We start from the raw sequence: 25,102 nt of genomic DNA, 5'->3' as shown, positions 1-25,102 counted from the left end.
CCCTCCGGCAGGGAGCCCCCCGGCGGGGCACCCTCCGGCAGGGAGCCCCCCAGCGGGGCACCCCCCGGCGGGGCGCCCCCCTGCCGAAGCCCCGCCGTGGGCGCGCCCGGCAGACGGCCCCGCACCGCCGCCCGCGGAGCGACGCGGCACCGGTCCGCCCGACCCCGGCGGTACCGCCGGACCAGACGCCCGCCGGGCCACCGACCGGCGTACGCGTACCGATCCGCGCAACAGAAAGGGCATCCCATGACCGCATTCGGCCACTTCGCCAGGTCACTGAGGCTGCGGCGGCTCTACCGCCACAGCACGGCAGGCCTGATGATCACCCCTCTCGACCACTCGATCAGCGACGGGCCCGTCGCACCCAAGGGCACCAGCCTCGACCACCTCGCCGGGCAGCTCGCCGCTGGCGGCGCGGACGCGGTCGTCGTGCACAAGGGCAGCGTCCGGCACATCAGCCCGGAGCGGTTCGCCGCGATGTCGCTGATCATCCATCTCAACGCGTCCACCAGCCAGGCGCTCGACCCCGACGCCAAGTACGTGGTGACGCAGGTCGAGGAGGCCCTCCGGCTCGGCGCGGACGCGGTGAGCGTCCACGTCAACGTCGGCTCCGACGACGAGCGGCAGCAGATCGGCGACCTCGGACGGATCGCCGACGCCTGCGACCGGTGGAACCTGCCGCTGCTCGCCATGGTGTACCCGCGCGGCCCCCGGGTGACCGACCCGCGCGACCCGGACCTGGTGGCGCACGCCGTCACCGTCGCCTCCGACCTGGGCGCCGACCTGGTCAAGACCGTCTTCCTCGGCTCGACCGCGGAGATGCTCGACCTGACCGCCGCCTGCCCGGTGCCCGTACTCGTCGCGGGCGGCCCCGCGATGCCCACCGAGGAGGACGTCCTGGCCTACGTCCGCGACGCCCTGGCCGGCGGCGCGGGCGGGGTGGCGATGGGCCGCAACATCTTCCAGGCCTCCGACCCGCGGCAGCTCGCCGCCAAGGTGGCCCGGCTGATCCACCACTTCCCGGAGCAGCACTTCGCCCCGCTCGCCTTCCCGGCCGACGCACACCGGGCCGAGCGGCTGACCCCCGATCACCTGGACGCCCCGGCCCACCCCGGCGCGCCCGGCTCGCCCGACCGCGACACCCACCACCTCTCCGACCTTTCACACCCGACAGGAGGTCCGCATCATGACGGACGCAAAACTGTGCTGGCTTGACATCCGAGGCGCCGGCACCGCCACCCAGGCCGTCCTCGAAGAGGCCCTGCACCAGCGCATCGACGGCATCGTCGCCGCCGACCCGGCCGCCTTCGCCGGCCTGCCGCCCACCGTCCGCAAGGTCCTGCTCTTCGAGGACGGCCTCGACGCCGTCCCCACCGACCTCGGCACGGCCGACCTGGTCGTCGTCCCGGGCCCCCGCGAGAACCGGGCCGCGCTCCAGGAGGCCCACCCGGACGTCGAGTTCGGCCGCTACGTGGAGATCGTCGACGCCGACACCCTGGAGGACGCCTGCCTGGCGGCCCGCCTGGAGCCGTGGAGCGTGCTGGACTTCCGCGACCCCACCAAGATCCCGCTGGAGATCGTGATCGCCGCCGCCACCGGCGCCCCCGGCTCCATCATCACCACCGCGTCCAACACCGAGGAGGCCGAGATCGTCTACGGCGTCCTGGAACTGGGCTCGGACGGCGTCCTGATGCGGGCCAACACCGTCGGCGACGCCACCGCCCTGCGCACCGCCGCCAGCGCCCGCGGCGGCGAGATCGACCTGGTCGAACTCACCGTCACCCGGACCACGCACATCGGCATGGGGGAGCGGGCCTGCGTCGACACCACGACCCACTTCCGCAAGGACGAGGGCATCCTCGTCGGCTCCCACTCCAAGGGCATGGTGCTGTGCGTCAGCGAGACCCACCCGCTGCCGTACATGCCGACCCGCCCGTTCCGGGTCAACGCCGGTGCCCTGCACTCGTACACCGTCTCGCAGGCCGGCCGCACCCACTACCTCAGCGAACTCCACGCGGGCAGCAAGGTGCTGGCCGTCGACGTCAAGGGCCGCACCCGGCCCGTCAGCGTGGGCCGCGTCAAGATCGAGACCCGCCCGCTGATCTCCATCGACGCGGTCGCCCCGAGCGGGCAGACGGTCAACCTGATCCTCCAGGACGACTGGCACGTGCGCGTCCTCGGCCCGAACGCCGCCGTCCTCAACTCCACGGAGCTGAAGCCCGGAGACACCATCCTCGGGCACCTGCCCACTGCCGACCGCCATGTCGGCTACCCGATCGACGAGTTCTGCCTGGAGAAGTGAGCCCGGCACCGCATCGCACATCCCTTGCCGCAGCGACCGCACCAGCCCGACCAGCGCTCGCACGGCATCAACGCCCCGCCCCGGCACCCCTCGTGCCGGGGCCGGCGCGCGTTCGCCAACGTCCGGCGCCGCCCGCACGGCCCGCTTCGCAGGCACCACCCACAGTGCCCACACGGCCTGCGCCGCCACCGCTACCGCCCGGACCGCCCGCGCGGCCTGCGCCGCCGCCGCCCGCCCTGCCGGCGCCGCCCTCACAGCAGCCCGTGTTCCCCGGCGATCCGCGCCGCGTCGAACCGGTTGCGCCCGCCGAGCTTCTTGATCGCGGCGGAGGTCAGATTCCGTACCGTGCCCGCCGCCAGATACAGCTCGCCCGCGATCTCCTTCACCGTCGCCCCGCCTGCCGTCAGCCGCAGCACGTCCATCTCCCGCGTGCTCAGCGACAGTTCACCGACGGCGACCGGCCGCAGCAGCGACGGGTCGACGGTCAGGCAACCACCCGCGACGCCCATCAGCGTCGTGACCAGCTGGGGAAGCCGGGCGTTCTTCGGCACGACACCCAGCGCACCGGCCGCCACGGCCCGGTCCACCACCGACGACGTCGCCGCCCCGACCATCAGCGCCACCCCGCACCGCGGATGCCGGCTGCGCACGTCGGTGGCGACGCGCAGCGCCTTCCCGCCCATCGTGGACTCGCCGAGCAGGAGCACCGTCGGCCGGTGCCGTTCCACGGTCGGCTGGACGGCGTCGTACGACGTGGCCAGGCCGACGACCTCCAGCCCGTCGACGCCGTTGAGCGTCTCGGCGAAGGCCTCCAGCACGAGTTGGTGATCACCTGCGAGGACTATGCGTATCGACATGCTCGACCCCCGTACGGCAGGACTAAGGCAAAGACTCGGGAAAACATGACAGGCGCCGGCCGTCAGCCGGAGGGGGTGCGCCACTGCACGTGCAGTCGCACCAGCCGCTCCACCACCGACTGGGCCGCCTCCTCCAGGCTGAAGCCCTGGCGGCTCACGTCGACCTCGATGTGCTCGGCGCCGGCCGGCAGGGAGGCCGCGACCACACCCGACGCGACGCGGAAGGCCCGGGCCGGACCCTCGCCTCCGCTTGCGGTCGGCACGATCACGACACTCGCGGTCACCGGACCGAGGTCGGCGGCGATCTGACCGGTCAGGGCGCGGAAGCTCTCCGGCCGTTCCACATCGGCTTGATACGGCAGTGCGACCAACCCGATTCCGGCCAGTTCCTTGCACAGGAACGCGGCGTTGGTGGCGGCGTCGCCATCACGGCCCGGGTGTCCGGCGCCGACCACGGCGACCGCGGCGCCCAGCGCGCACAGCTGACTGGTGACCCGCCGGCCGACCCCGGTGGTGGCGTCGACGACGAGGACGACACAGCCGTGCAACGGCGGTAGTACATGTGCGACTGTGTGCGACACCGGAACTCCTGAACGGGTAACGTGGCCAATATGTGAACGATCTACGGGGGTTCTTCGCATATCCTGCGACGCTCCCCCGAGCCGCGCCGCCGCTCTCGAGCCGGCGCGGCGGTCCGGTCCAGACATGCGGTTCACATGTGGTTCAAGGGGGAGACGCCACGTGGACGACGTATCGCCGCTCGATCAGCAGACCCTCGCGGTGTACCGCGCGATCCTGTTCCACAAGCAACATGATCCGGACAAGCTCGCAGAGCTCCTCGACATCGGCCGCGACGACGTGCACATGGCGCTCACACGCCTGTCGGACCTGTCGCTGCTCGCTCCCTCGGGAGACTCACCCGGCACGCTGCGCGCGGTGAACCCCTCGCTCGGCCTGAAGGTCCTGCTCCAGCGGGAACAGGACGAACTGGCCTGGCGGCAGCAGCGCATCGAGCAGAACCGGGCCGCTCTCGCCGCTCTCGCCGCCGAGTACACGGCCTCGGCCGGGTCCGGCTCGGACGGCACCGAGCAGCTCGACAACGTGGACGAGATCCGCATCCGGCTGGAGGCCCTCGCCGAGTCGTGCCAGCAGGAGTCCCTCGTCTTCCACCCCGTGGGCGGGCTGACCAAGGAGGCCATCGAGGCGTCCCGTCCGCTGAACGAACGGGCGCTCGCCCGGGGCGTCCGGTTCCGCTCGATCTACCTCGACAGCGCTGTCAGCGACCGGGTGACCAGGGCCCACGCGCAGTGGATGGCGGAGCACAACAGCGAGATCCGCACCTCGCCGACCCTGCCCATGCGCCTGCTGATCATCGACACGACCGCGGCCATCGTGGCCAACCTGCCCGGCCAGACGGGCCCCGCGGCGCTGATGTTCCACAGCCGGCCGGTGGTGCTCGCCATGCGGGCCCTGTTCGAGGCCTACTGGGAACACGCGACGCCGTTCCATCAGCAGTCCCCCGACGAGGACCCGCAGGGCCTCACCCCGCAGGAGCGCAAACTCCTGCAACTGCTCGCCACCGGCCTCACCGACGAGGCGGTGGCCAGGGCCCTCGGCATCGGGGTCCGCACCGAACGCCGCATCATGGCCGAGCTGATGGAGCGCCTGGGCGCCTCCAGCCGCTTCGAGGCGGGGGTCCAGGCGGCCCGCCGCCAGTGGATCTGACGGCCGGTCACCGACGGGATCACCGCTCGCTCACCGGACCGGGCTGCCAGGTGAAGTCGTCCGGACCCGCAGCCGGAGAGCCGTGCCGGGCGAAGTCGTCACCGCTGTGCAGCGGACCCGGCTGCCAGGTGAAGTCGTCGCCGCCCAGGGGCAGCGGGGTCCAGGTGAAGTCGTCGGGCGAGCCCGGCAGGTGCGGCAGTACGACGCCGACCGGGATCTCGCCCGGCACGGTGACGGACGGGCCGGTGCCCTGCTGCCCGCCCTGCCCGGCGGCCTGAGCGGGCGCCGCCCAGGCGAGGGTGGCGAGCACGGCCGAGCCGAGGACGACGGCGGCGGAACAACGCTTGGTGATGCGGATCATGTCTGGTCTCCGTTTCCCTGCGTGAGTCAGAACCTTCGTGACGCTGCGCATGGAGCCAGTGGTGCTTCAGCTCCCCCGGGCCGTTCCGCGTTCCCCGCGCTTCCCGGCCGCTGAGAAGAGACAACCACCCCACCGATGTCCCTGTCCGCCTCCGGCCACGCCAGGAAGCTGCCTGGCAGGGAGTTGCACCCCCGCACGCCACGAGGCCCCTCGGCGATCGCCGAGGGGCCTCCGGTTCATGCAGCGGGGATACGAGCCGTCACAGTTCCTTGAGACGGGCCTTGAGCAGGCAGAACTCATTGCCCTCGGGATCGGCGAGCACATGCCACTGCTCCTGGCCGGTCTGCCCGATGTCGGCCGGACGCGCCCCGAGCTTCAGGAGGCGTTCGAGCTCGGCGTCCTGATCGCGGTCGGTGGGATTGACGTCGATGTGCAGCCGGGTCTTGCCCGGTTCCGGCTCGTCCCGCCGGCTGAAGATGATCGTCGGCTGCGGCCCGCCGAACCCCTCGCGCGGCCCGATCTCGATGCACTCGTTCCCATCACGGTCGAGCACGACGAAGTCCAGGACCTCGCACCAGAATCGCGCGAGCACCTCGACGTCGCGACAGCCGAGCACGAGTTCACTGATACGACATGCCATGGACGAAGCCTGCTCTCAGCGTGGGGAGTGGGGAGTGGGGACGTACCGGGACTGCCGCGTGCGGAGCCGGGCGGTGAGCCCGCCGCGCGACGCGCTCGCGACCGTACCCGGCGGGGTCAACGGACGCACAGGGTTTTCCGGGGGCCCGATCAGCCACCGGTCCGCGGCAGCAGGGTGACGGCCTTGCTGCCGTTCCGGGCGACCAGTGCTTCCTCGTGGAGACGGCGTGCTGCTGCCGCGGCTGCGGCCGGTCGACGTCGCGCGACGAGCGGTGACGTTCGGCCTGCTGGGCGCGGTACCGCCCCGGCAGCTGGTTGCACGGCTGGAGCGCCCCGGGCCTACCCACCAGCTGCTACTCCAAGTGGTCGCGCACGACATCGAGGAACGCCCTGCGGCTGGGGCGAATGCAGGCCCAGACCTTCTCGTCCTGCGGTTCTCCCGGGTCGTCGGGGCCCTTTCTGATCACGTCCTGGACGTCGTACGCCAGACGGCGTGCCGCCTCGTTCACCTCGGACGCGCACAGCATGTGGATCGTCTTCTGCGCCACCCACATCCGGTCGATGGACTGCTTCGCCCGTGCTTCCCACTGCTCGTCGGCCAGTCGGTGGTGGTAGCGGTCCACGGCGACCCGCTCGGCCTCCTGCACCGCGGACAGAAAGTCGACGAGGTGGGTGACGCGTTCGTTGCGCCGCGCCTCGGCGCGTTCACGAGAACTCCGCCGCACCTCGGCCCGCTTTGAAGCGCGGCCCAACGAGTACTGGGCCAGGGTCGACACGAGGCCACCGAGCACAACGCCGATGAACGGCAGGAACGTTGTCGAAGTCACGGCTCACTGTGGCACCCGCACGGCAGGTGCCGCCGTTCTCCCCGATATGTCATGCGAGGCGTCTGCGCATGGTGTAGCGCTCCCGACTTGGTTACTCGGCGCCACCCGAGTGACGTCGGAGCCGTCGCCCGACGGCCAGGTGCCATCGGAGCTCACCGTCGTGCCATACGTCGGTGGGGGTGAGCCCGGCGGCGGTGGCGACCGCCGCGGACGCCCGATGCCCGGGATGGATGTGGGCGACGACGGCGTCCACCGGCTGCCGAGCGAGCCAGTCGACGAGTCCGCGGGCCGCTTCGGCGGCGATGCCCCTGCCCTGCCACGGCGCTCCCACCACCCAGGCGACCTCGGCGACGGTTCCGTGCCCGGAGGGGCTGACCGTCGCCTGGACGGTGCCCGTCAGACAGGACTCGGCACGGAGCCGGATCACCCAGTTCAGCCAGGTGACGGCCGGATCGGGAGAGCCCGCGGTGATGCGCCGGTAGCGCGAGCGCAGGGCCTGCGGGGTGTCCGGAGCACCGCCGATGAAGGTGTGCAGGGCCGGATCGGACAGCACGGCGGCCATCTCCTCGGCGTGCTCGACACGCAGCGGCAGCAGGTCCAGCCGTCCGGTGACGATGTCCTGGGCGGCGAGGGCGCTCACGCCACGACCCGGCCCGGCAACTCGTCGTAGTCCACTACCGCAGGCACGCGCGCCTTCCCGGCCCACGCTTCGTCACGTCGGCCTTGCTCGGTGATCCTCTCGGTCGATCCACCGGCAAGGTACGGCATTTCCGCCCCCCGAAGGCGCCGGATGCGGCTTCGCCGCGTGGGGCCGACCAGGCGTGTCATTGTTGAATCCCACTGATGACCGGTTGGCGCGAGGGGGAGAGCGTGCGGCTGTCGCGGGACCTCACCGGGTGGGCCTTCGTCGTGGAGGCGGAGGGTGCCCGGCATGCGGGTTCCGCCGGGTCAGGCACTCCCCGCTGACCGGCGACCATCCGGTGGCCGACCTGGTGGAACTCGTACCCGACCGCCTGAACACGGCCGAGGTACTGATGGCGGCGGAGCTGGAGCGCCGCAGCCGGGGGGTCCGCCGCTATCGGGCCCGACTGGCACCGTCGGCGCAGGCCATCGTGCTGGCCGGGTGAAGCGGTCGGCACACGGGACGCCGAGTGGCGCACAGGGGCCGGGAAGCGGACAATTTTCCTGTTCCTGGGCGGTCCCACAGGGGCACGGTGCCGGACACCGGAGGTGGCATGACGGATCCGCGAACCATCCTCACGCAGGCGCGCCAAGGCCCCGTACCACCGGACTGGCGCGTCTTCACCAAGAAGCGCGGAAAGGTCTCCGGCTTCTTTCGCGGGACCTCGGAGGATCCGAACCCGCTGCTGGTCATCACCCCGGAAGGGGCCATCGAGTACAAGGACGAACGCAAGCCGCTGACGATCGTCGATTTCCACGAGCTGACCGGCATCACACTGAAGGCGACCGCGAGCACCTCCTCCAGCAGTTCCTTCGCGACGCTCAGCGTATGGGTGGACCTCCATCACAGCGACGGCACGAAGACGAAGTGGCGGTCCACGTCCTTCGCCGACAACCTGCAAGCGGTCCAGGGATTCATCGAAGCCTACGGCGCTCACAAGGCACTTCAAGGACGCTACTGACGACGCGGCGCCGACCGCACGAGCTCTCGGCGGCTCGTGTTGCTAGGGCAGGTCGCGGCGCACCAGCGCCCGGGCGAACGGTTCTCCGGTGGTCCCGGCGTAGGCCATCCGCTCGCGTACCTCCCTGAGGGTGCGCGGACGGTAACCGGGCCCCCCGCAGCAGCTCTTGTGGAAACGCACACCGGCGTGCAGCAGCACGGACAGGGTGCGCCAGCCGGCTGCGTCCCGCCGCTTGGGCGCCGCGAAGGCGGAGCCGACGTGGATCAACGGCTCGGCGCAGCGCGGACAGACCCGGTCGTTGTCGTGGTGGCCGGGGTAGGGCTGCTTGTACGAGGCCCGGCAGGGCAGGCAGACGTACGAGGTCTTTCCATGAGCCATGGGGGAAGGGTAGAGCGACCACAGGCTCGGGCTCGACGGATTTCCGGGATGCCGGGCGGGCTCTTCATCGCAGGCGGGGCGGCGACCGCCGACCGTACTTGCTGCACAGCCGGTCACCCGGATTCGGCGGCGCGAGCGGGCTGCCGGCGGCGGTGACGGGACCCTGCATCCGTACGTCACCCGGGAACTCGTCCACCTCGGGGAGCTCCGCCGGTCGGCGCCGGTGGCCGGTGCCGACCGGCATGGCGGGAGGCCGGGGCCTTGCCCCATCGTGCAGAAAGGCGCGGCACGTGGTCCACCCAGGCCATGTCGGCCGTCGCGACGAGCGACTCGCCGGCCATGGTCGCGGGGGTCACACCGGTGAACGTCACGACGTCCCGGTGCAGATGCGACTGGTCGGCGTAGCCGCAGTCGGCCGCGACCCCGGCCGCCGCCTGGCCACCGGCCAGGCGCGTGGCGGCCCGGTCGAAGCGGACGAGCTTCACGGCGCGCTTGGGCGGCAGGCCGAGCTGCGCGTGGAAGCGGGACCACAGGCTTGCGGCTCCAGCCCAGCTCGTCGGCCAGCCTCTCGAGCCGCACCTGGCCGTGCCCGGCGACGATACGGTCCCAGGCCCGGGCCAGCTCCGGCTCGATGGCGGGCCCCGCGGCGGACAGCCGGGCGAGGGACGCTTCGACGAGCGCGAAGCGCCCCTCCGGCCCGGGTGCTGACCCACGCGGTCGGCGGCCGGCGCAGCGGTGGTTTCCTGCCGGACGGCGGGGTGAAAGTGACCGGCGCCCGGCTGTGTTCGGCGATCGACCCGGATCCGGCCGTGGCGTGTCTGGACCCGGAGACCCCTGGATCGTCACCGCATTTCGCGGAGTGGGAGACGGACCGGGAGACCGGCCGCAGTGCGGTCGACCTGAAGTGGTCCGCGCCGGGCACGGCCGCGCGCATCACTCCGGCCAAGCCGCTCTCCCTCCGCGACTCCAAGAAGCTGGCGCTCCGGATCTTCGTACCGCCGAACACGACCGGCACGAAGTTCGACGTGTCCGTCACCGACTCCTCCAACCGTCGGGTGACGCTGGGCTCGGTCCAGGTGAACGGGCTCCCGGGCTCCGCGAAGACCGCCTCGTACTGGGCCCAGGAGCTGCGCGTCCCGCTCTCCGCCGCGACTCGGGCCGGGCTCGATCTCAGACATGTCAAGTCCCTGGCGTTGACGCCCCGTTCGCAGTCCGGGCGGGCCTGGCTGATGGACGCCTGGGGCTGGGCGCCCGGCACAGCGGCGGTGAAGGCGGCCGCACTGCCGCGCGTCGACGTGGGCCGCACGATCGTCAAGGAGGGCGACTCGGGCACCCGCACCTACCGGATCCCGGTCGAGACCTCCGGGAAGGGCAGCGGGCAGGTCCGCGTGTACGTCCTCGACCCGGACGGCGGCCGGGCCGAGAACCGCCTCGTGACCGTACGGCCCGGCAGCAACGCGATCGACGTGCCGGTCCAGGTGAAGGGCGACACGGTCTACGGCGACGACGTGGAGCACGACATCGCCGTCAAGGCCGTCCGGGGTGCCGTCGTCGGCAAGCACCGGGGCGGGGTCACCGTCGAGAACGACGACCCCGAGCCGGTGATCACCCTGTCGCCGGTCGCGGACCGGGTGACCGAGGGGGAGACGCTGACCTGGCGGCTGTCCATGGACGCGCCCACGACGGTGGACATGTGGGAGCCGGTGCGGGTGCTTCCCGTCACCGAGGGCGCCGAGCGGTCCACCAAGGACGTGGACCCGCAATGGCTCGAGGACTCGTCCGGTGACGATTCCGGCCCCGAGCGGCCGCTGTCCGACGCGCACCTGTGGGTGTGGCTGAACATCCCCCCGGGGAGCACCAGCGTGGACTTCGTCGTGCCGACCGTCCAGGACCAGGTGTCCGAGCCGACCGAGTCGTTGCGCCTCGCGCTGACCGACCGCAACGCCGAGCCGCTGCCCGACAGGCCGGTGCTGACGGGGACGGTGCTCGACAAGCCGTAAGCCCGAGGTACGGGGGATCGTGAACACCCTCGTGTGCGGGGCCCGGCCTGCCCGGGCCCCGCACACGACGCGGACGGCTGCTGTACCTCGCCGTCGCCCCGATGCCTGCCCCCAGCAGCCGCCGGCCGTCTGTGACCGCTACGCGCCGGGGGGCGCCTGGACCGGCGCGATCGTCAGCCCGAGGCCCTGGCCCCGTCGGTTCTCGGCCGCTCAGTCCGCACGTGTTGCGGCCCGTGGGCGAGCAGCTCTGCCCAAGCCCGGGTCTGGTTTGCGTACGACGACCACGGTGCCGTTCACCGTCGGTGAGACCGGTGCCCGCCCGTGCCGGGGGGCGTTGCCGGATCAGCCTGTTCCGCGCCCGCGTTCGGCCTCGACACGTCCAACAGCTTCTCGACCAGCCTGCACACCCCCGGACCGGGCCCCGCATCAGATCGGGCGCCATGCTTTCGGGCCGCGCAGCCTGAGCGGTGCACGGCTGAGCGGCTGCCCTGTCCGCCGAGCCTCGTACGGGTCACCGCCCCGGTGACCCGTACGAGGCTGTGACGTGTCTCACCGGAACTCGCCCGCACCGCACGTCAGTTCCAGACGTGACCACAGATATGCGAACCCGGGTGCGAAACGGAGATCCGGACGCCTTCGCGGAACTCTTCGACGAGTGCGCCCGCGCGGTGTACAACCACGCCTTCCGGCTGACCGCCGACTGGTCGCTGGCCGAGGACGTGATGTCGACGACCTTCATGGAGGCGTGGCGGCGCCGGACCTCGGTCGAGGCCGAAGGCGGCTCGCTGCGGCCGTGGCTGCTGGGCATCGCAACCAACGTCGCCCGCTCCCACCACCGCAGCAACCGCCGCTACCGCAACGCGGCGAGCGCCGCGGCCGCCGCGCACGCCGCCGAGGAACGGGTCGAGGACCACGCAGAGGAGACCGCCGGACGCCTGGACGACCGGCGCCGTATCAACGCCACGCTCGCCGCCCTCAGCCTGCTCAAGCGCCCCGAGCGTGAGGTCCTGACGCTGTGCCTGTGGGAGGGGATGGAGTACGCCGAGGCGGCTCGCGCCCTGGGTATCCCGGTCGGCACCGTCCGCTCCCGCCTCTCCCGCGCCCGCGCCAAGCTGCGCAAGCTCACCGACGCGCAACTGCTCGGAGAAAAACGGGAACCCACCCGCACGAACCGGCAGATAACAGGTGATCGCGGATACGCGGTCCGGTCCGCACAGGAAGGAAACCGATGAACGCCAGCCCCTCCCACCGGCCCCACCCGGCCGAGTGGACGGAGACGCAGAGTCTGCTGCCCTCCGCCGAGCGGGATCTGCCGGCGGGCCGCCACCAGTTCCACAAGGAGCAGATGATGGCCCGGATCCACGAAGACCTCCGCACCTCCTCCCGTACGTCCGGTATTTCTCCGGTCGCGCCCGTGAAGCGCTCCAACCCGTTCCTGCGCCGTACGGTCCTCCTGCCCGCCGCGGCCTTCGCCCTGGCCGGCGCGGTCGTGGGCGGCCTCGCCCTCACCGGCGGTGAAACCGACGGCGGCAAGAACGCCCTGGGCACCCGCCCCGCACTGACCACCAGCATCGGCGTCGCCGACCCCAAGGGCGCCCCCCAGCTCCTCGAACGCATCTCCCTGGCCGCCGCCGACACCTCCGCCCCCACCCCGCGCAAGGGCCAGTACATCTACATCGCCTCGAAGACGGCCGACACCTACATCAAGACCGAGGGCGACAAGAGCGAGGTGGTCAGCGACGAGCTGCACTCCCGCCAGGTCTGGAACTCCCTCGACGGCAGGGACGGCTGGCTGATCGAGGCCGGCAAGACGAGCGACAAGGGAATCACCCTGAAGGGCGACACCCCGCTCACCGGCGCCTACGACGCCCTGGCCGCGCTGCCGACCGACCCCGACACGCTGCTCCAGCAGATCTACCGCCAGTCGGACGCCGTCCGGGACCCCGAAGTCCCGCGCGACCAGGCCGCCTTCGTCGCCATCGGCGATCTGCTGACCGCGAGCTACCCGCCCGCCGAGGTCGGTGCCGCCCTCTACAAGGCCGCGGCCAAGATACCCGGCGTCGTCGCGGTGAACGACGCGGTCGACGCCACGGGCCGGCACGGGGTCGCGATCGCGCGGGAGAACGACGGCGAGCGCATCGAGTGGATCTTCGACAAGAAGACGCTGCGGTTCCTCGGCGAGCGCATCGTGGTGGTCAAGGCCGCGGCGGACGATCCCCTCAAGGTCGGTACCGTCACGCACACCAGCGCGATCACCGAGCGCGCGGTCGTCGACGCCAACAAGCAGCTCCCCGGGCAGGCGAGCTGAATGCACGACAGAACCACGAGCGCCTCGCTGGCCGCCCTGCTGGTGGCGGGGCTGATGACGGGCGTCTCGGTGACGGCCACGGGCTCCGGCCTCGGCGTACGGACGCAGGACACCGCCACGGTCGCGGCGCCCGGCGGCTCCGCCCTCGGCGCGCGGACCGCGGGCTCCGCCTCCGCGGCCGGCCGGTACGTCACCCTCCTCACGGGCGACCGGGTCCGGCTGGACCCCCGGGGCCGGGTGACGGGCGTACGGCGGGCACCGGGCCGTGAGCACATCCCGGTGTCCGTGCGCGGCGTCGGAGGCGATCAGTACGTCGTTCCCGCCGACGCCGCCGCCCTGATCGCCCAAGGCGTCCTGGACATGCGGCTGTTCGACGTCAGCGGCCTGACACGCGCCGGCTACGACGACACCCGGCGCGGCACGCTCCCGCTGATCGTGTCGTACGAAGGCGAGTCCGCCCAGCGCAGAAGTACGCAGAAGTCACTGGTCGCGGACGCGGACGCCACCGTGCGCCGGGAGCTGCCCAGCGTGGCGGGCGCCGCGATCACCGTCCCCAAGGGCGGGGCCGACGACATGTGGCAGGCCCTCACCGAGGAGCAGGGAGTCGCACGGGTCTGGCTGGACGGCCGCTTCAAGGCGCCGGCGGACATAGACGGCGCAAGGGCCGGGGAGACGGGCAGCGGCCTCGCGCAGATCGGCGCCCCGGCCGCCTGGGCGGCCGGATACGACGGCAAGGGCGTCAAGGTCGCCGTCCTGGACACCGGCGTCGACACCACACACCCGGACCTCGCCTCGGCGGTGACGGTGTCGAAGGACTTCACCGGCAGTGGCAGCACCGACGACAAGGTCGGCCACGGCACGCATGTCGCAGCGACGCTGGCGGGCTCGGGCGCACGGTCCGACGACGGGGAGCTCGGCCGGTACAAGGGCGTCGCGCCCGGTGCCGGGATCCTCAACGCCAAGGTGCTGGACGACAGCGGCGAGGGCAGCGACTCCAGCGTCATCGCCGGCCTGGAGTGGGCCGCCGGGCAGGGCGCCAGGGTGGCCAACCTCAGCCTGGGCCAGGACGACACCCCCAGGGAGGACCCGGTCGAGGCGGCGGTGAACGCCCTCTCGAAGAGCACCGGCATGCTCACCGTCGCCGCAGCCGGCAACGAGGGACCCGACGCGGGAACCGTCGGCTCCCCGGGGGCCGCGGAATCGGCGCTCACGGTGGGCGCCGTCGACGGCGAGGACCGGCTCGCCGACTTCTCCAGCACCGGCCCGACCGCCGACAGCGCGCTGAAACCGGACCTCACGGCGCCGGGTGTGGACATCGTCTCGGCGAAGGCGACGCACGGTTACCTGGGCGACCCGGTGGCCGACGGCTATGTCTCGATGTCCGGTACGTCGATGGCGACACCGCACGCGGCGGGGGCGGCCGCGATCCTCGCCCAGCGGCACCCCGACTGGACCGGCGCACGGATCAAGCAGGCGCTGACCGCGTCCACCACCCCGACCACCGGCGCGACGGGCTACCAGCAGGGGACGGGCCGGGTCGACGTGTCCCGGGCACTTCAGGGGGCGGTGGCGAGCGAACAGACCTCCGTGTCCTTCGGCAAGCAGCTGTGGCCCCACACCGACGACCGGCCGGTCACCCGGCACATCACCTACCGCAACGACGGCGACCACCCCGTCACCCTGGACCTGACGGCCACCACGACCGGCCCCGGAGGCAGCACGGCTCCCGAAGGCCTGTTCACGCTGAGCACCACAGAGCTCACCGTCCCGGCGGGCGGCACCGCCGGCGTCGACCTCACCGCGGACACCCGCGTCGAGGCGGCGGACGGCGCCTACTCGGGCACGCTGGTCGCCACCGCGCGGAGCGGCGCCGACCCCGCTGCCGTACGGACCGCCTTCGGCGTCGTACGCGAGGCCGAGTCGTACGACCTCACGCTGAGGTTCCTCGACCGCGGCGGCAAGCCCGTGAGCGCTCCGCTGACCGAGATCCTCGGGTACTCGGGCACGTACTGGACCACGAACCTCAGGGACTCCGAGCAGATCTCCAAGGGCGTGTACCGGGTGCGGGTCCCGCGCGGCGACTACGTCGTGGACACCGTGATGGACGACGCCGGGGGTACCTCCGCGCTGGTCCGGCCGCGGCTCTCGCTGACCGGGGACACCACGGTCGTCTTCGACGCGCGCAAGGCGAAGCCGGTCCGGATCACCGCGCCGCAGGGCGCGAAGATGTCCGACGGCCAGCTCAACCTCGCCGTGGGCACCGGGGACACCGGAAGCGAAGCGCACAACAGCACCCTGTTCTGGGGAACCTTCAACAACCTGCGCACCGCGACCCTGGGGCCGGCCGCCCCGGCCGGGAGGCTCAGCACGCAGCTCGGCGGCCTGTGGCAGAAGGGCAGCACCACCTACCACCTGCTCCACAACCTGCCCGACCGCTTCCCCACCGGTTATCGGCACACCACGCGCATGAACGAACTGGCCCTGCTGAAGAGGAACTTCGGCTCGTCCGTCGCCCACAGCAAGGGCACCGTCAACGTCCTGTGGAGCGGCCCCACCCTGTCGCTGGGCACGGTGAGCGCCCCCTTCCCGCTGCCGACGACCGCGAAGATCTACGTCACCACGCCCAAGGGCTTCACGTGGACGGCCAACCTGGGCCAGCGAAACGCCTCCGGAGACGACGACGTCTTCTACGGCACGGAGAGCGCGAGGTCGTACCGAGCGGGCCGGACCTACGCGGCGACGTACAACGTCGGCGTCTTCAGCCCGATCACCGGCGGCCCGTACGGCGCACAGCGCGAGGGCGACACCCTCGACCTGTGCGTCCCCGACCTCGCCGACGGGAGCGGACACCCCGCCTCCTCCACAGCGAAACGCCACACCACGGTGACCGCGGACGGCAGCACCCTGCTCGACAACGACGGCGACCTCTGCCAGACCGTGGAGAAGCTCCCGTCCGTCCCGGCCCGCTACACGATCCGGACGAACCTGACCCGCCCGCCAGGCGTGGCCACGACCACGAGCCGCCTGACAGCGGCCTGGACCTTCACGTCCAGCCCGTCCGACTCCGGCTCACTGCCCCTCTCCACGGTCCGCTTCCACCCGAAGCTGACCCCGACCGGCACGGCCCCCGCAGGCCGCCGCACCACGATCCCCCTCTCCCTCCAAGGCCCGGCGGCCACCGGCCTGAAATCCCTGACGGTGAAGGTCTCCTACGACGCCGGCAAGACCTGGTCCCCCGCCCCGGTGACCACCACCCACGGCAAAAGGACCCTCACCCTGACCCATCCGGAAAACGCCCGCTCGGTCTCCCTCGAATCCACCCTGACCGACACCACCGGCAACACCTACGCGGTGACGATCCTGGAGGCATACCGCCTGACCTGAAGTGGCACGGCGCCTGAAATGGCCAAGGGCCGGCCTTGAAGGAGACCCCTCTTGAGCTGGCCCTTATCCCTGTGCCTCGCAGGATTCGAACCTGCGACACCGCTTCAGGAATTCGATCCGTTCGATCCGGGCCCGCTGCGGCTGCTGCCATCGACTGGAAGGACGGTCCCACAGAGTCACTGGTGTGCGTCCATGCCCGGTGTCGTTGACGTCGGTCGTGGATGGCAGAGGCCGCCGCTATTGGGACGCCGTCGTCTTGAGCCAGTCGTCGACGGTGACGACATCCGCCCACTGCGGAAAGAGTCGCTCGATGAGGACCCGGTGCACCTCTGGGTCGGTGTCCAGACAGGCGTCGGAGAGGACGGTGAGGCCGAAGTCCAAGTCGTTCGCGTGGCACAGGGTGGACAGCACCACAGCGCTGGTGGCGATGCCGGTGAGCACGAGGTTCTCGATACCGCGTGCCCTCAGAACCACGTCGAGATCGCTGCCCGAGAACGCGCTCGCCCGTCTCTTGGTGACCACCACGTCGCCCGGCCGGGGCGCGACCTCGGGGTGGATCTCGGTACCCGGGGCGCCCTCGATACAGAGGCCCGCCTGTGCCATGGCAGTGAGTGCCCTGTTGCGGGTGCCGACTTCCGGGAAGCCGGGACGTAACGAGATGACCACGTAGATCACGGGGATATCAGCCGCCCGGGCTCCGTCGATCGCCCTGCGCAGACGTGGCAGGTATCCGGAGCCGTCGTCGGCGATGTCCACGATGGCCTGTTGGACGTCCATCACGAGAAGAGCGTTGCTCATGTCGTCTCCGGTTACGAAGTCGGTTCGGCGTTGAAGCGGGCCGGGTTCTCCGCGCCTCCGGGCAGGTTGGTGGTGCGTCTGTCGGGCAGGATAGGACGGGCACAGACGGTCAGCCGGCAGTTCGTGCGATGAGTGTGAACGACGCGGTTGAGGTTGAGACGAAGTCACGTCCCCCACTCGTACGGCCACGGCTCCCCGGACCGGGGCCACAGCAGCACGAGTGGGGCGAAGCAGCGTGAAGGCGCTCGCCACCGCGACTCGACTCAAGAGGGTGTGCGGGGCTTCGTCGTGTCAGCGGACACCCACTGTGAACAGCAAACGAGTTGCCGGGGTGCCGTACAGGTGCTCGATCTGGCGCTCGGCGCGAGGGCATGCAGCCATCATTCCGTTCGGCGTCTCGTATGTGCTGGTCGGCTGTTCCGAGCAGTCCTCCTGACCATGCCACGAACATCCGCCCCGCCTCCCCACCGTGCCCTCGCGGTGCAGTTTCGCGTCGTATGGGTGCTTCACGATGGGCACGAGAGCTCCTGAAGGGCTTAAGGGCGACGGCTCAACCGTAACGAGAGCCGACGGCTGAGAACAGGACGCTCCGTGAACATGAGGCGGGCTACCCGCCAGGGGGAGAGCCGAGTCGTGGGATTGTCGATCCTCGCTCTCGGCTTGGGAAGCTGTGGGTACTTGCGGACGATTCGGGCGCTGAAGCTGTGGCGTCGAGGAGGTGATCGTTGACCGCACTCCCTTCCCGGGGCCGTCCGGGACGCCGGACTGCTAGCGTCCGGCACCATGTGGGCTCAAGAGATCGTGGCCGGCCGACCGGCTTGGCGCCACGTCCCTTCCGGTGTGGTCTTCCGGGCCGTTCCCGGTGGGACGTTCCGGATGGGCTTGTCCGACGCGGAACTGGAGGCGGTTCGTGCCATCGAGCGGGCCGACGGCGCCGATGACGACCTCGAAGCTTTCTTCGCCGGTGCCACCCGGGCCCGGCCGGTGCGAGAAGTGCAGGTCGAGCCGTTTCTGATCGCCCGGCATCCGCTCACGGTGGCGCAAGTACGGCATTGGCTGCCCGAGTACGAGGACAGCTTCGCCGAATCGGCCTCGAGCACGGCCCGGCTGGAGGACGACTTGGACGACCTGCTCGGAGCATTGCCGTTCCGGCTGCCCAGCGAGGCGGAGTGGGAGTATGCGGCCCGGGCGGGCACGACCACCCTGACTTTCCGCGGAGACGGGAGGCCGGACGAGGATCAGGTGCTCGATGACTTCGCCGACGAGGAGCGCACGGCCGCGGCGGAGAACGCTTTCGGGCTGGCAGCGATGGGATCGGCGAACGAAATCTGCGCCGACGTGTGGGTACCCCATTTCACGGACGCACCTGCGAACGCACGCCCCCGCACCGGGGACGGTCCGCGGGTGGCGCGCGGAGGCGGCGGAGACCTCCATCCCTGGCAGGGCTGCGACGAGTGGCTGCTGTTGCTCTCCGCTACTCGTGACGCGGTCCAGGACTTCACTGCGATCCGCCCGGCAGCACCTGTGCCGACCAGTGCGGCATCGGCGAGTGGCCGCCAGCGTTGATGTCAGAAGCACATATCAAAGGCCCCGGACCATGATCGGTCCGGGGCCGTTCGGCTGGTGCCCCCGGCAGGATTCGAACCTGCGACACCCGCTTTAGGAGTGGGATCGAATCCTTGCCGGGTGGTGCCCGGCGCTGCCACGCGGTGCTGTTTCCCCTGGTCAGGAGGGCGCGGCGAGCCACTTGGTCCGGCTAATGCCGCCCTGTGCCGGACAGTCCGCTCACGCATCGCTCACGCACTGCCGACTGCTGAGCAGCGCGTGGGTCAGATCTGGCCGAGGTCGATCTCCACCGCGAAGGGGGCCGCTGCCTTGAGGACGCCGGTGAACACGTCTCCGTCCCGGTAGGTCTTCGTCGCGGGGTCCAGAACGTAGGTGTACACGAGAGGTACGCCTGTCGCGGCCTGCTCGATCCGCCAGTAGAAGCCGATGCCTGCCTTGGCGTACTGGTCGACCTTCACGATCCGGTCGGTGGTCTCCGAGCCCGGCGACACCACCTCCGCGACCAGCAGCACGTGCTCAGGGCGGGTCGGGGTGATGTCGATCGTGTCTGCGCGGTACACGACGACGTCCGGGCGGCGATTGGTGAGCGGGACATCCTGGAGCCGGACGTCGAAGTCCGTGTCGGCGTTCCACTCCGGGCCCGCGGCGGCATCCAGAGCGTTCGCCAGAATCCGCGCCAGCCGGTTGTGCCGCTTGGACGCACTCGGACTCACGACGACCATCCCGTCCACGACCTCGATACCGGCGCACTGCTCCTCGGACCAGGAGTCGTACTCCTCCGCCGTGATCTGCTCATGCATCCACGCCGGGGCCACCATCTCGGCCGTCATGAAGCACCTCCCGGACACTGTGCCGCGGGCCCGATCCCGCTGGGTTCAGCGTACTGTCTGCCCCGTCAGCACGCCGATGCCGCTCCCACCCCCCCGTCGGCCGGCATCCGCCGCCAAAACTGTTGGGCACTCCGCGGGGCCTGCTTGATGAAGCCCTTGCGCGGAGCTGCGTGATCGTGGATCGCGGTTCGTCTCATGCCCGGCCGGCCAGCGTCGTCATCCCAGGTCGCGGAGCCCTCACCTGCGCCGTAGAACGGTCGTATGAGGCTTCGGCCGCCTGTGGAGCCGATGCCGGCGAAAGTCCGCGACAGCGTGCCCGCGCCGGGGGGCGCTGCCTGATGGACCCAACGTGCTCGTTGTCAGGCTGCGGCGACCGTGTCCTCAGCTGACCTGCGCATCGCGATGATCCGCGCGGTCACTCCGGTTTGGCCGTGATCACCGCTGTCTCTCCCGGCGCCGCGACGCTTGCCGTGCCGTCGGCTGTGACGAAGGGCTCCTGACCGGGCTGCTGTGCGCCGACGCATGCGAGAGTGAGCGTGGCGGTCACGGCCAGGACGACAACGGCGGCTCCCGAGAGCAGGAAGGCGTTTTCGACTCCGGCGAGGGTGATGGTGGTCGAGGCCACAAAGGGGGAGATCGCCAGGGCTCCTGCCACCCCGGCCTCCCACAGGCCGAGCGCCTTCGCCAGATGATGGCTCGGTATGCGCTGCTGCACCAGTGCGATCAAGGGAATGTCCGTCAGGGCCGAGGCCAGCCCTGTGGCGGTCAGGAGAACGGCCGCCACAGCATGGGAAGTGACCGTTCCCAGTGGAGCCCGGAAGATCCCGAGCAGGGCCCACGCCAGCACCGCGGCCAGTGCGAGTCTGCGGATGCGCAGGCCGGCCAGGAGCAGCGCGCCCACCACTTCGGCGACCCCGGCGACGCCGAGCAGCAGGCCGTACTGGCCGCCCTGTCCCACGACCGTGACCAGCCCGACGGTCAGGAAACCGTTGGTCAGGGCGAGGGCGAGCACGAAGGTCACGATGACGACGAGTACATCGGGAGCGCCCCGCACTGCCCTCAGCCCGGCGCTGAGATCGGACCACAGCTCGGTCTGCCCGCTGGTCGCGGCGGGGCGGGTCACGCGGATGGCTGCCACGGCGACCGCCGAGCCCAGGAAGGTCAGCCCGTTCACCACCAGCACCGACTGCAGCGAGCCGAAGGCCAGCAGCGGCGCCAGCATGAGCGGGCCGACGAAGAAGGCGGCTCGGAAGGCGACTTGCAGCAGTCCGTTGGCCTGCTGGAGGCGGTCGTCCGGCACGATCTGCGGAACGATGGCGTTGCGGGCCGGGGCGAACGGGGCGCCGATCAGCGCCAGCAAGGCCGTGGTCGCCACGAGCAGGGGCAGGTTCAGCAGGTTGAGGGAGAGCAGGACCGAAGCCACAGCCACCACGGCGACCCGGGCCAGGTCGGTGGCGATCATCAGCTTCCGGCGGTCGCGGCGGTCGGCGTACGAGGCGACGACGAAGGTGGCCACAAACGCGGGCGCGAACGCGGCAACGCTGACCAGGGCGACGGCCGTGGGGTCCTTCGTCAGTGACCAGGCCAGCCAGGCGGTCGCGGCGGTGTACAGGCCGTCGCCGAAGCGCGAGATGCCCTGACCGGCGAAGAGAAGCAGGAAGTTGCGGTCCTTCAGCAGTGACATGCGGCCACTGTCGGGTTCCGTCCGGGGCCTGATCCACTTATTAGGCAGATGGCTAATCAGTCGGCATCCGTCACCTCACCGTCGCCATGCAGGAAGCTTTCCAGGCTGGGGGTCAGGCCCGCCACCTGTCCGGGCGCAAGCCGGTACAGGACGTAATAGCCCTCGCGGCTGCGCTCCAGCAGGCCCGCGTCCGCCAGCACCCGCAGGTGCTTGGACAGGGCGGCCTCGCTGACTCCGACGAGCGGGGCCAACTCCTGGGTGCTGCGCGGGCGTTCGGCGAGCAGTCGCAGGGCGCGCAGCCGGGTGTCATCGGCGAGCGCGCGAAGTGTGCCGACGAGCCTGGTCGGTGGAATCCGCGGGCGGGCTTCCCGGACGATCGAGGAGACGGGGAAGACGAGCCCGAGGGGCCACGGACCGTCGCAGTTGACGCGTACGTGCGGCCACACGTAGGCGCTGGGGGCGAGGACGAGTGTGTCGTCCGGGCCGATGGCGACCTCGTGGTCGTGCGGCCGCTCCAGCCAGAAGCGTTCGGCCTGCGGATCGCTGCGCACCTCCGGCCACAGGCCGCGGAGCATCCCGTACAGGCCGCGCTGCTCGATCTGGTGTCCGGCCTCACTGACACCGGCGGCGAGTTCGGGTTCGATCCGGGCCCATTCCTCCTCGAACGCCTCCCGCCAGTAGCGCTCCAGCATGCTCAGGAACCGTTCGAGCAGGGCGCGGGGATCGTCGAGGAGCATCGCGGCCATCGCTTCGTCGCTTTCCCGTGCGACTCGCTCCCGCACCAGGCCGCGTACCTCCGGTTCGTCCAGCACGCGCGGATCCCTGCCCTTGCCGCCGCCCGGCCAGGGCGTGAGCAGGGGGACGGCGAACTCCAGGCGGACCAGTTCCGGATCCGCCCCGCGCAAGCCGGCCAGTTCGTCTTCGAAGTCCGTCAGCCCGCCGGTCGGCTGCGGAAAGAGGAACTCGGGGAAGTACGAGCGCACCGCGTAGGAGAACGCCTCGATCTCACGCTTCAGCGCCGGGGACAGCTTGCGCATCGCACGCACCCAGCCGTGCTGGACGGGGTGGTGCTTGGGCTCCACCAGCACATGGAGACTCAGTACGGCTTCCATCGTCGGCGAGTAGGCGAACCCCACCCGCTCCGCACCGCCGGCCGGGACCCGGAACACGATCGTCATGACCCGTCATCCTTGCCTCACGGCGACCGCGACGGGAACCGCGCCGCGCCGCAAGCGGCAGGGCCGACCAGAAGGACATCCAGGAGATGCTCGGCCACTCGCCGATCACCATCACGGCCGACACGTACACGAGCCTGTTCCCCGAGGCCGGCCTAGCCATCGCCGAGGCCGCGGCGCGGCTCGTACCGCGCGCCCGCGCCACTTCCGAGAACACCCCTCCCACAGAGGAGCCAGAGCCCGCCGACGCGGAAAAGCCCGACACGGAATCCGTGCAGAACGGTGCTGATCCGTCGGGAGACATTCGGGAGATCAACTCCCCATCCGCTCACGCAAACGGCCCCGGACGAGCAGTCCGAGGCCGATTAGAAGCCCTCCCCGGGTAGAAATCCCAGGTCAGAGTGTCAACACGTTGTGCCCCCGGCAGGATTCGAACCTGCGACACCCGCTTTAGGAGAGCGGTGCTCTATCCCCTGAGCTACGAAGGCAGTGGCATCGGACGCAAGCAGCGTCATGCCTGTGGTCTGGGAGGACCACAGGCGTCAGCGTACCGGATGCTGGTCGGGCGGGTGTGGGGGTCACGTCAGAGGGTGGGCCGGGCCGGTGGGGGTTCAGGACGGTGGGACGTGCGTGAAGCGCGCTGCCGTGTGGAAGTCCGTCTGGATGCGCGTCGCCGTCGCCGTCAGTTCCGGGAGGAGGTCCGTCACGCACTCCCGCGGGGTGCGGCGGCTGGCGTGCAGGGCTGTGTTCAGGGCCGCCACCACCCGGCCCGACCGGTCGCGGATCGGGACCGCGATCGAGCGGAGGCCCTCTTCCAGCTCCTCGTCCACCAGGGCGTATCCCTCGGAGCGGACCGAGGCCAGGGCCCCGTCGTCACGGGTGTCCGCCAGGAGGACCCTGCCCAGTGCCGTCGCGCAGGCGGGCAAGCGTGTGCCCACCGTGATGTTCACGCTCATCACCCGGGCCGTGGTCACCCGGGCCGTGAACTGGATCTCCTCGCCGGAGTCCGACAGCACCGCCAGTGACGTCGACTCGTGGATGCGGGACGTCAGGTCGGCCAGGTGGGGCTGGGCGATCTCGGACAGAGTGGTGCGGGACAGGGGCGGGAAGCCGAGGGAGAGGACCCGGGGGGTCGGTGTGAAGGTGCGGCCGGCCGGGGCCACCAGGCCCAGGTGTTCGTAGGTGATCAGGGCCCGGCGGGCCGTCGCCCGGGCCAGGCCCGTCGCCCGGGCCACCTCCGTCAGGGTCAGCCCCTCCCTGCCCTCGCCGAAGGCCGTGAGGACGGTCAGTCCCCGGGCCAGCGACTCGATGAACTCGCGGCCCAGTTGCTGCTTGGACGCCCCCGTCCAGAGCGCCAGGTCCGCGGGGGGCGGGCCGGGCTCGGGGGGCGGGGTGTCGCGCAGTTCGCGTTCCATCGCCTCGACCGTGGACCGCAGCCTCGGGAGGAGGGTCGTGCGCAGGTTGTGCGCGGTGTGGCGGCTCGTGTGGCTGACCACGCTCGCCACGCCCGCGATCCGGCCGTCCGCTCCCGGGGTGCGGATCGGTACCGAGATCGCCACCAGACCCGGCTCGATCAACTGGTCGTCCACGGACCAGCCGTTGGCGGACGCCTCTTCCGTGCGGCGGACGAAGGCGTCTTCGTCGTCCCGCAGGTCCGGTGTGTGGGTCCGTGGCGGTACGGCCGTGAAGGACAGGTCCCTCGGGTCCGCCGCCCGGCGGTCCCGCCAGCGCTGCCACTCCGCGGCCGTCCACTCCGTCGCGAACAGCGGCCCGGGGGCGGTGCGTTCGGCCGGGAGCAGGTCGCCGATGCGGAAGCTGAGGGACATCGCGCGGCGGCGGGTCGCCTGGTGGATGAAGCGGATGCCGTCCTGGTCGGCGACCGCGAGGGAGACGGACTCGTCCAGTTCGTCGGCCAGGGCGTCCGCGTGCGGTGAGAGCAGAGCGGGGAGGCGCAGGGCGGACAGGTAGGCGTTGCCCAGTTCCATCAGGCGGGGGGACAGGTGGACGTCCCGGCCGTCGAGGCGGACGTAACCCATGCGGGCGAGGGTGGCCGTGATGCGGTCGATCGTGGAGCGGGCGAGTCCGGCGGCGCGTTCCAGGCCGCTCAGGCTCAGCGTGCCGTTCGCCTCCGTCAGTTCCCGCAGCACCGCGATGCCCCGGATGAGGGGAGCGACCGCCTCCGCGGGGGCGCTCCCACCGGTGCCGGACCCGGACCCGGCACCGACGAGGGCAGCAGTCCCCTCGGCCGGCGGTGCCTTGTGGTCGGCCTCGTCGGCTTCGTCGGCCGTCGGGGCGGACTCCTCCGGAGTCGTCTCGGGCATGGGCTTCGCTGGCATCAGTTCTCCGGTACGGCAGTCGCTACGACCGTGACAGCCGGCAGGCCGCTGCGGCCGCGACGGCCGCGACGACCGCGACGGCCGCGACGGCCGCGACGGTCGCGACGACCGCGACGGTCGCGGTCACGCCCACCGTAATCCGGAAAGGGTGACCGGGTGACCGGTGACCGGGTGGTGACCAGGTGGCCGCGTGATCGGGTGGCCGGGAGCCGGCGCCGGCCGATGACTGTCCCCCCCGATCGCTGCTCGCTGCTCGCTGCTCGCCCGAGCCACCCCGCCCCTACCCCAC

The 25,102-nt window shown here is 71.2% G+C and carries 22 protein-coding genes, 1 tRNA gene and 1 pseudogene; 10 read left to right on the top strand and 14 right to left on the bottom strand.

All coding sequences use genetic code 11. From position 1 onward, the window contains the following. The first annotated feature begins 246 nt into the window (after window positions 1-246). Window positions 247-1,215, top strand: a complete 969-nt coding sequence (locus tag GTY56_RS08860; RefSeq protein ID WP_161364189.1) for a 2-amino-3,7-dideoxy-D-threo-hept-6-ulosonate synthase — start codon at window positions 247-249, stop codon at window positions 1,213-1,215. Then, window positions 1,187-2,302 carry a 3-dehydroquinate synthase II gene (locus GTY56_RS08855; protein ID WP_161364187.1) on the top strand — a complete coding sequence of 372 codons (1,116 nt, stop codon included), beginning with the start codon at window positions 1,187-1,189 and terminating at the stop codon, window positions 2,300-2,302. The genes GTY56_RS08860 and GTY56_RS08855 overlap by 29 nt, the downstream gene beginning before the upstream one ends. A gap of 251 nt (window positions 2,303-2,553) precedes the next feature. Here GTY56_RS08855 and GTY56_RS08850 read toward each other — a convergent pair whose 3' ends face one another. Both GTY56_RS08850 and GTY56_RS08845 read right to left on the bottom strand, forming a co-directional pair. Further along, window positions 2,554-3,159 carry a response regulator transcription factor gene (locus GTY56_RS08850; protein WP_161364185.1) on the bottom strand — a complete coding sequence of 202 codons (606 nt, stop codon included), beginning with the start codon at window positions 3,157-3,159 and terminating at the stop codon, window positions 2,554-2,556. Between the two features lie 62 nt (window positions 3,160-3,221). Then, entirely contained in the window at window positions 3,222-3,740 is a 519-nt protein-coding gene (locus GTY56_RS08845; RefSeq protein ID WP_346345445.1) for a hypothetical protein, read from the bottom strand. 160 nt (window positions 3,741-3,900) lie between these two features. On the opposite strand from GTY56_RS08845, the gene GTY56_RS08840 reads away from it, so the two are divergent. After that, window positions 3,901-4,884, top strand: a complete 984-nt coding sequence (locus tag GTY56_RS08840) for a LuxR C-terminal-related transcriptional regulator (protein ID WP_161364184.1) — start codon at window positions 3,901-3,903, stop codon at window positions 4,882-4,884. 19 nt (window positions 4,885-4,903) lie between these two features. Here the strand turns inward: GTY56_RS08840 and GTY56_RS08835 are convergent, their stop codons facing one another. The 4 genes from GTY56_RS08835 to GTY56_RS08820 form a co-directional block, all read right to left on the bottom strand. Further along, entirely contained in the window at window positions 4,904-5,245 is a 342-nt protein-coding gene (locus GTY56_RS08835; RefSeq protein WP_161364182.1) for a hypothetical protein, read from the bottom strand. Window positions 5,246-5,504: 259 nt separating this feature from the next. Continuing rightward, entirely contained in the window at window positions 5,505-5,885 is a 381-nt protein-coding gene (locus tag GTY56_RS08830) for a VOC family protein (RefSeq protein ID WP_161364180.1), read from the bottom strand. A 352-nt stretch (window positions 5,886-6,237) separates the two neighbouring features. Beyond that, on the bottom strand, window positions 6,238-6,711 hold the full coding sequence (locus GTY56_RS08825) for a hypothetical protein (RefSeq protein ID WP_161364178.1): 474 nt from the start codon (window positions 6,709-6,711) through the stop codon (window positions 6,238-6,240). Between the two features lie 91 nt (window positions 6,712-6,802). Next, window positions 6,803-7,351 (bottom strand): GNAT family N-acetyltransferase, encoded by a 549-nt coding sequence (locus GTY56_RS08820; RefSeq protein WP_161364176.1) that lies wholly within the window; start codon window positions 7,349-7,351, stop codon window positions 6,803-6,805. A 340-nt stretch (window positions 7,352-7,691) separates the two neighbouring features. Here GTY56_RS08820 and GTY56_RS08815 point away from each other — a divergent pair, with 340 nt between their 5' ends. Together GTY56_RS08815 and GTY56_RS08810 are read left to right on the top strand one after the other, a co-directional pair. Then, window positions 7,692-7,838, top strand: a complete 147-nt coding sequence (locus tag GTY56_RS08815; RefSeq protein ID WP_202509920.1) for a hypothetical protein — start codon at window positions 7,692-7,694, stop codon at window positions 7,836-7,838. A gap of 108 nt (window positions 7,839-7,946) precedes the next feature. Further along, window positions 7,947-8,354, top strand: a complete 408-nt coding sequence (locus tag GTY56_RS08810) for a hypothetical protein (RefSeq protein WP_161364174.1) — start codon at window positions 7,947-7,949, stop codon at window positions 8,352-8,354. 42 nt (window positions 8,355-8,396) lie between these two features. Here GTY56_RS08810 and GTY56_RS08805 read toward each other — a convergent pair whose 3' ends face one another. Together GTY56_RS08805 and GTY56_RS41545 are read right to left on the bottom strand one after the other, a co-directional pair. Further along, a complete protein-coding gene (locus GTY56_RS08805; RefSeq protein ID WP_161364171.1) occupies window positions 8,397-8,732 on the bottom strand; it encodes a deoxyxylulose-5-phosphate synthase in 336 nt (111 codons plus the stop codon). 176 nt (window positions 8,733-8,908) lie between these two features. Next, window positions 8,909-9,217, bottom strand: a complete 309-nt coding sequence (locus GTY56_RS41545) for a helix-turn-helix domain-containing protein (protein ID WP_524540087.1) — start codon at window positions 9,215-9,217, stop codon at window positions 8,909-8,911. Window positions 9,218-9,394: 177 nt separating this feature from the next. Here GTY56_RS41545 and GTY56_RS08795 point away from each other — a divergent pair. The 4 genes and pseudogenes from GTY56_RS08795 to GTY56_RS08780 form a co-directional block, all read left to right on the top strand. After that, a pseudogene (locus GTY56_RS08795) lies at window positions 9,395-10,732 on the top strand (hypothetical protein); the annotation flags it as partial. Window positions 10,733-11,319: 587 nt separating this feature from the next. Further along, the gene (locus tag GTY56_RS08790; protein ID WP_161364167.1) at window positions 11,320-11,964 is read left to right on the top strand and encodes a sigma-70 family RNA polymerase sigma factor; all 645 of its coding nucleotides are present in this window, start codon (window positions 11,320-11,322) and stop codon (window positions 11,962-11,964) included. Continuing rightward, a complete protein-coding gene (locus GTY56_RS08785; RefSeq protein WP_161364165.1) occupies window positions 11,961-13,040 on the top strand; it encodes a CU044_5270 family protein in 1,080 nt (359 codons plus the stop codon). Before GTY56_RS08790 ends, GTY56_RS08785 begins: the two co-directional genes overlap by 4 nt. After that, window positions 13,041-16,424 (top strand): S8 family peptidase, encoded by a 3,384-nt coding sequence (locus tag GTY56_RS08780; protein ID WP_161364163.1) that lies wholly within the window; start codon window positions 13,041-13,043, stop codon window positions 16,422-16,424. Between the two features lie 237 nt (window positions 16,425-16,661). Here GTY56_RS08780 and GTY56_RS08775 read toward each other — a convergent pair whose 3' ends face one another. Continuing rightward, window positions 16,662-17,222 (bottom strand): cysteine hydrolase family protein, encoded by a 561-nt coding sequence (locus tag GTY56_RS08775; protein ID WP_161364161.1) that lies wholly within the window; start codon window positions 17,220-17,222, stop codon window positions 16,662-16,664. 876 nt (window positions 17,223-18,098) lie between these two features. Here GTY56_RS08775 and GTY56_RS08770 point away from each other — a divergent pair. Beyond that, window positions 18,099-18,788, top strand: a complete 690-nt coding sequence (locus GTY56_RS08770; protein ID WP_202509919.1) for a formylglycine-generating enzyme family protein — start codon at window positions 18,099-18,101, stop codon at window positions 18,786-18,788. Between the two features lie 263 nt (window positions 18,789-19,051). Here GTY56_RS08770 and GTY56_RS08765 read toward each other — a convergent pair whose 3' ends face one another. The 5 genes from GTY56_RS08765 to GTY56_RS08745 form a co-directional block, all read right to left on the bottom strand. After that, the gene (locus GTY56_RS08765) at window positions 19,052-19,618 is read right to left on the bottom strand and encodes a Uma2 family endonuclease (RefSeq protein WP_161364157.1); all 567 of its coding nucleotides are present in this window, start codon (window positions 19,616-19,618) and stop codon (window positions 19,052-19,054) included. A 415-nt stretch (window positions 19,619-20,033) separates the two neighbouring features. Next, window positions 20,034-21,302: an MFS transporter gene (locus GTY56_RS08760; protein WP_161364155.1), complete on the bottom strand. Its 1,269-nt coding sequence runs from the start codon at window positions 21,300-21,302 to the stop codon at window positions 20,034-20,036. A 56-nt stretch (window positions 21,303-21,358) separates the two neighbouring features. After that, window positions 21,359-22,480, bottom strand: a complete 1,122-nt coding sequence (locus GTY56_RS08755) for an ArsR/SmtB family transcription factor (RefSeq protein ID WP_161364153.1) — start codon at window positions 22,478-22,480, stop codon at window positions 21,359-21,361. A gap of 412 nt (window positions 22,481-22,892) precedes the next feature. Beyond that, window positions 22,893-22,965, bottom strand: a tRNA-Arg gene (locus GTY56_RS08750). Between the two features lie 123 nt (window positions 22,966-23,088). Then, complete coding sequence (locus GTY56_RS08745; protein WP_237524476.1) at window positions 23,089-24,813, bottom strand: IclR family transcriptional regulator domain-containing protein; 1,725 nt, start codon at window positions 24,811-24,813, stop codon at window positions 23,089-23,091. Window positions 24,814-25,102 lie beyond the last annotated feature (289 nt).

The sequence above is a fragment of the Streptomyces sp. SID5643 genome, assembly GCF_009872555.1.
GTDB classification, from domain to species: domain Bacteria; phylum Actinomycetota; class Actinomycetes; order Streptomycetales; family Streptomycetaceae; genus Streptomyces; species Streptomyces iakyrus.
Note: the sequence above shows the minus strand (reverse complement) of the source record. Positions and strands in the feature narration are given on the sequence as shown.

Excerpts from the sequence above, each read along its gene's own strand:
- GTY56_RS08860 (WP_161364189.1), top strand. The coding sequence starts at position 247 with ATGACCGCATTCGGCCACTTCGCCAGGTCACTGAGGCTGCGGCGGCTC.
- GTY56_RS08855 (WP_161364187.1), top strand. The coding sequence starts at position 1,187 with ATGACGGACGCAAAACTGTGCTGGCTTGACATCCGAGGCGCCGGCACC.
- GTY56_RS08850 (WP_161364185.1), bottom strand. The coding sequence starts at position 3,159 with ATGTCGATACGCATAGTCCTCGCAGGTGATCACCAACTCGTGCTGGAG.
- GTY56_RS08835 (WP_161364182.1), bottom strand. The coding sequence starts at position 5,245 with ATGATCCGCATCACCAAGCGTTGTTCCGCCGCCGTCGTCCTCGGCTCG.
- GTY56_RS08830 (WP_161364180.1), bottom strand. The coding sequence starts at position 5,885 with ATGGCATGTCGTATCAGTGAACTCGTGCTCGGCTGTCGCGACGTCGAG.
- GTY56_RS08810 (WP_161364174.1), top strand. The coding sequence starts at position 7,947 with ATGACGGATCCGCGAACCATCCTCACGCAGGCGCGCCAAGGCCCCGTA.
- GTY56_RS08805 (WP_161364171.1), bottom strand. The coding sequence starts at position 8,732 with ATGGCTCATGGAAAGACCTCGTACGTCTGCCTGCCCTGCCGGGCCTCG.
- GTY56_RS08785 (WP_161364165.1), top strand. The coding sequence starts at position 11,961 with ATGAACGCCAGCCCCTCCCACCGGCCCCACCCGGCCGAGTGGACGGAG.
- GTY56_RS08780 (WP_161364163.1), top strand. The coding sequence starts at position 13,041 with ATGCACGACAGAACCACGAGCGCCTCGCTGGCCGCCCTGCTGGTGGCG.
- GTY56_RS08775 (WP_161364161.1), bottom strand. The coding sequence starts at position 17,222 with ATGAGCAACGCTCTTCTCGTGATGGACGTCCAACAGGCCATCGTGGAC.
- GTY56_RS08770 (WP_202509919.1), top strand. The coding sequence starts at position 18,099 with ATGGGCTTGTCCGACGCGGAACTGGAGGCGGTTCGTGCCATCGAGCGG.
- GTY56_RS08765 (WP_161364157.1), bottom strand. The coding sequence starts at position 19,618 with ATGACGGCCGAGATGGTGGCCCCGGCGTGGATGCATGAGCAGATCACG.
- GTY56_RS08760 (WP_161364155.1), bottom strand. The coding sequence starts at position 21,302 with ATGTCACTGCTGAAGGACCGCAACTTCCTGCTTCTCTTCGCCGGTCAG.
- GTY56_RS08755 (WP_161364153.1), bottom strand. The coding sequence starts at position 22,480 with ATGACGATCGTGTTCCGGGTCCCGGCCGGCGGTGCGGAGCGGGTGGGG.
- GTY56_RS08745 (WP_237524476.1), bottom strand. The coding sequence starts at position 24,813 with ATGCCAGCGAAGCCCATGCCCGAGACGACTCCGGAGGAGTCCGCCCCG.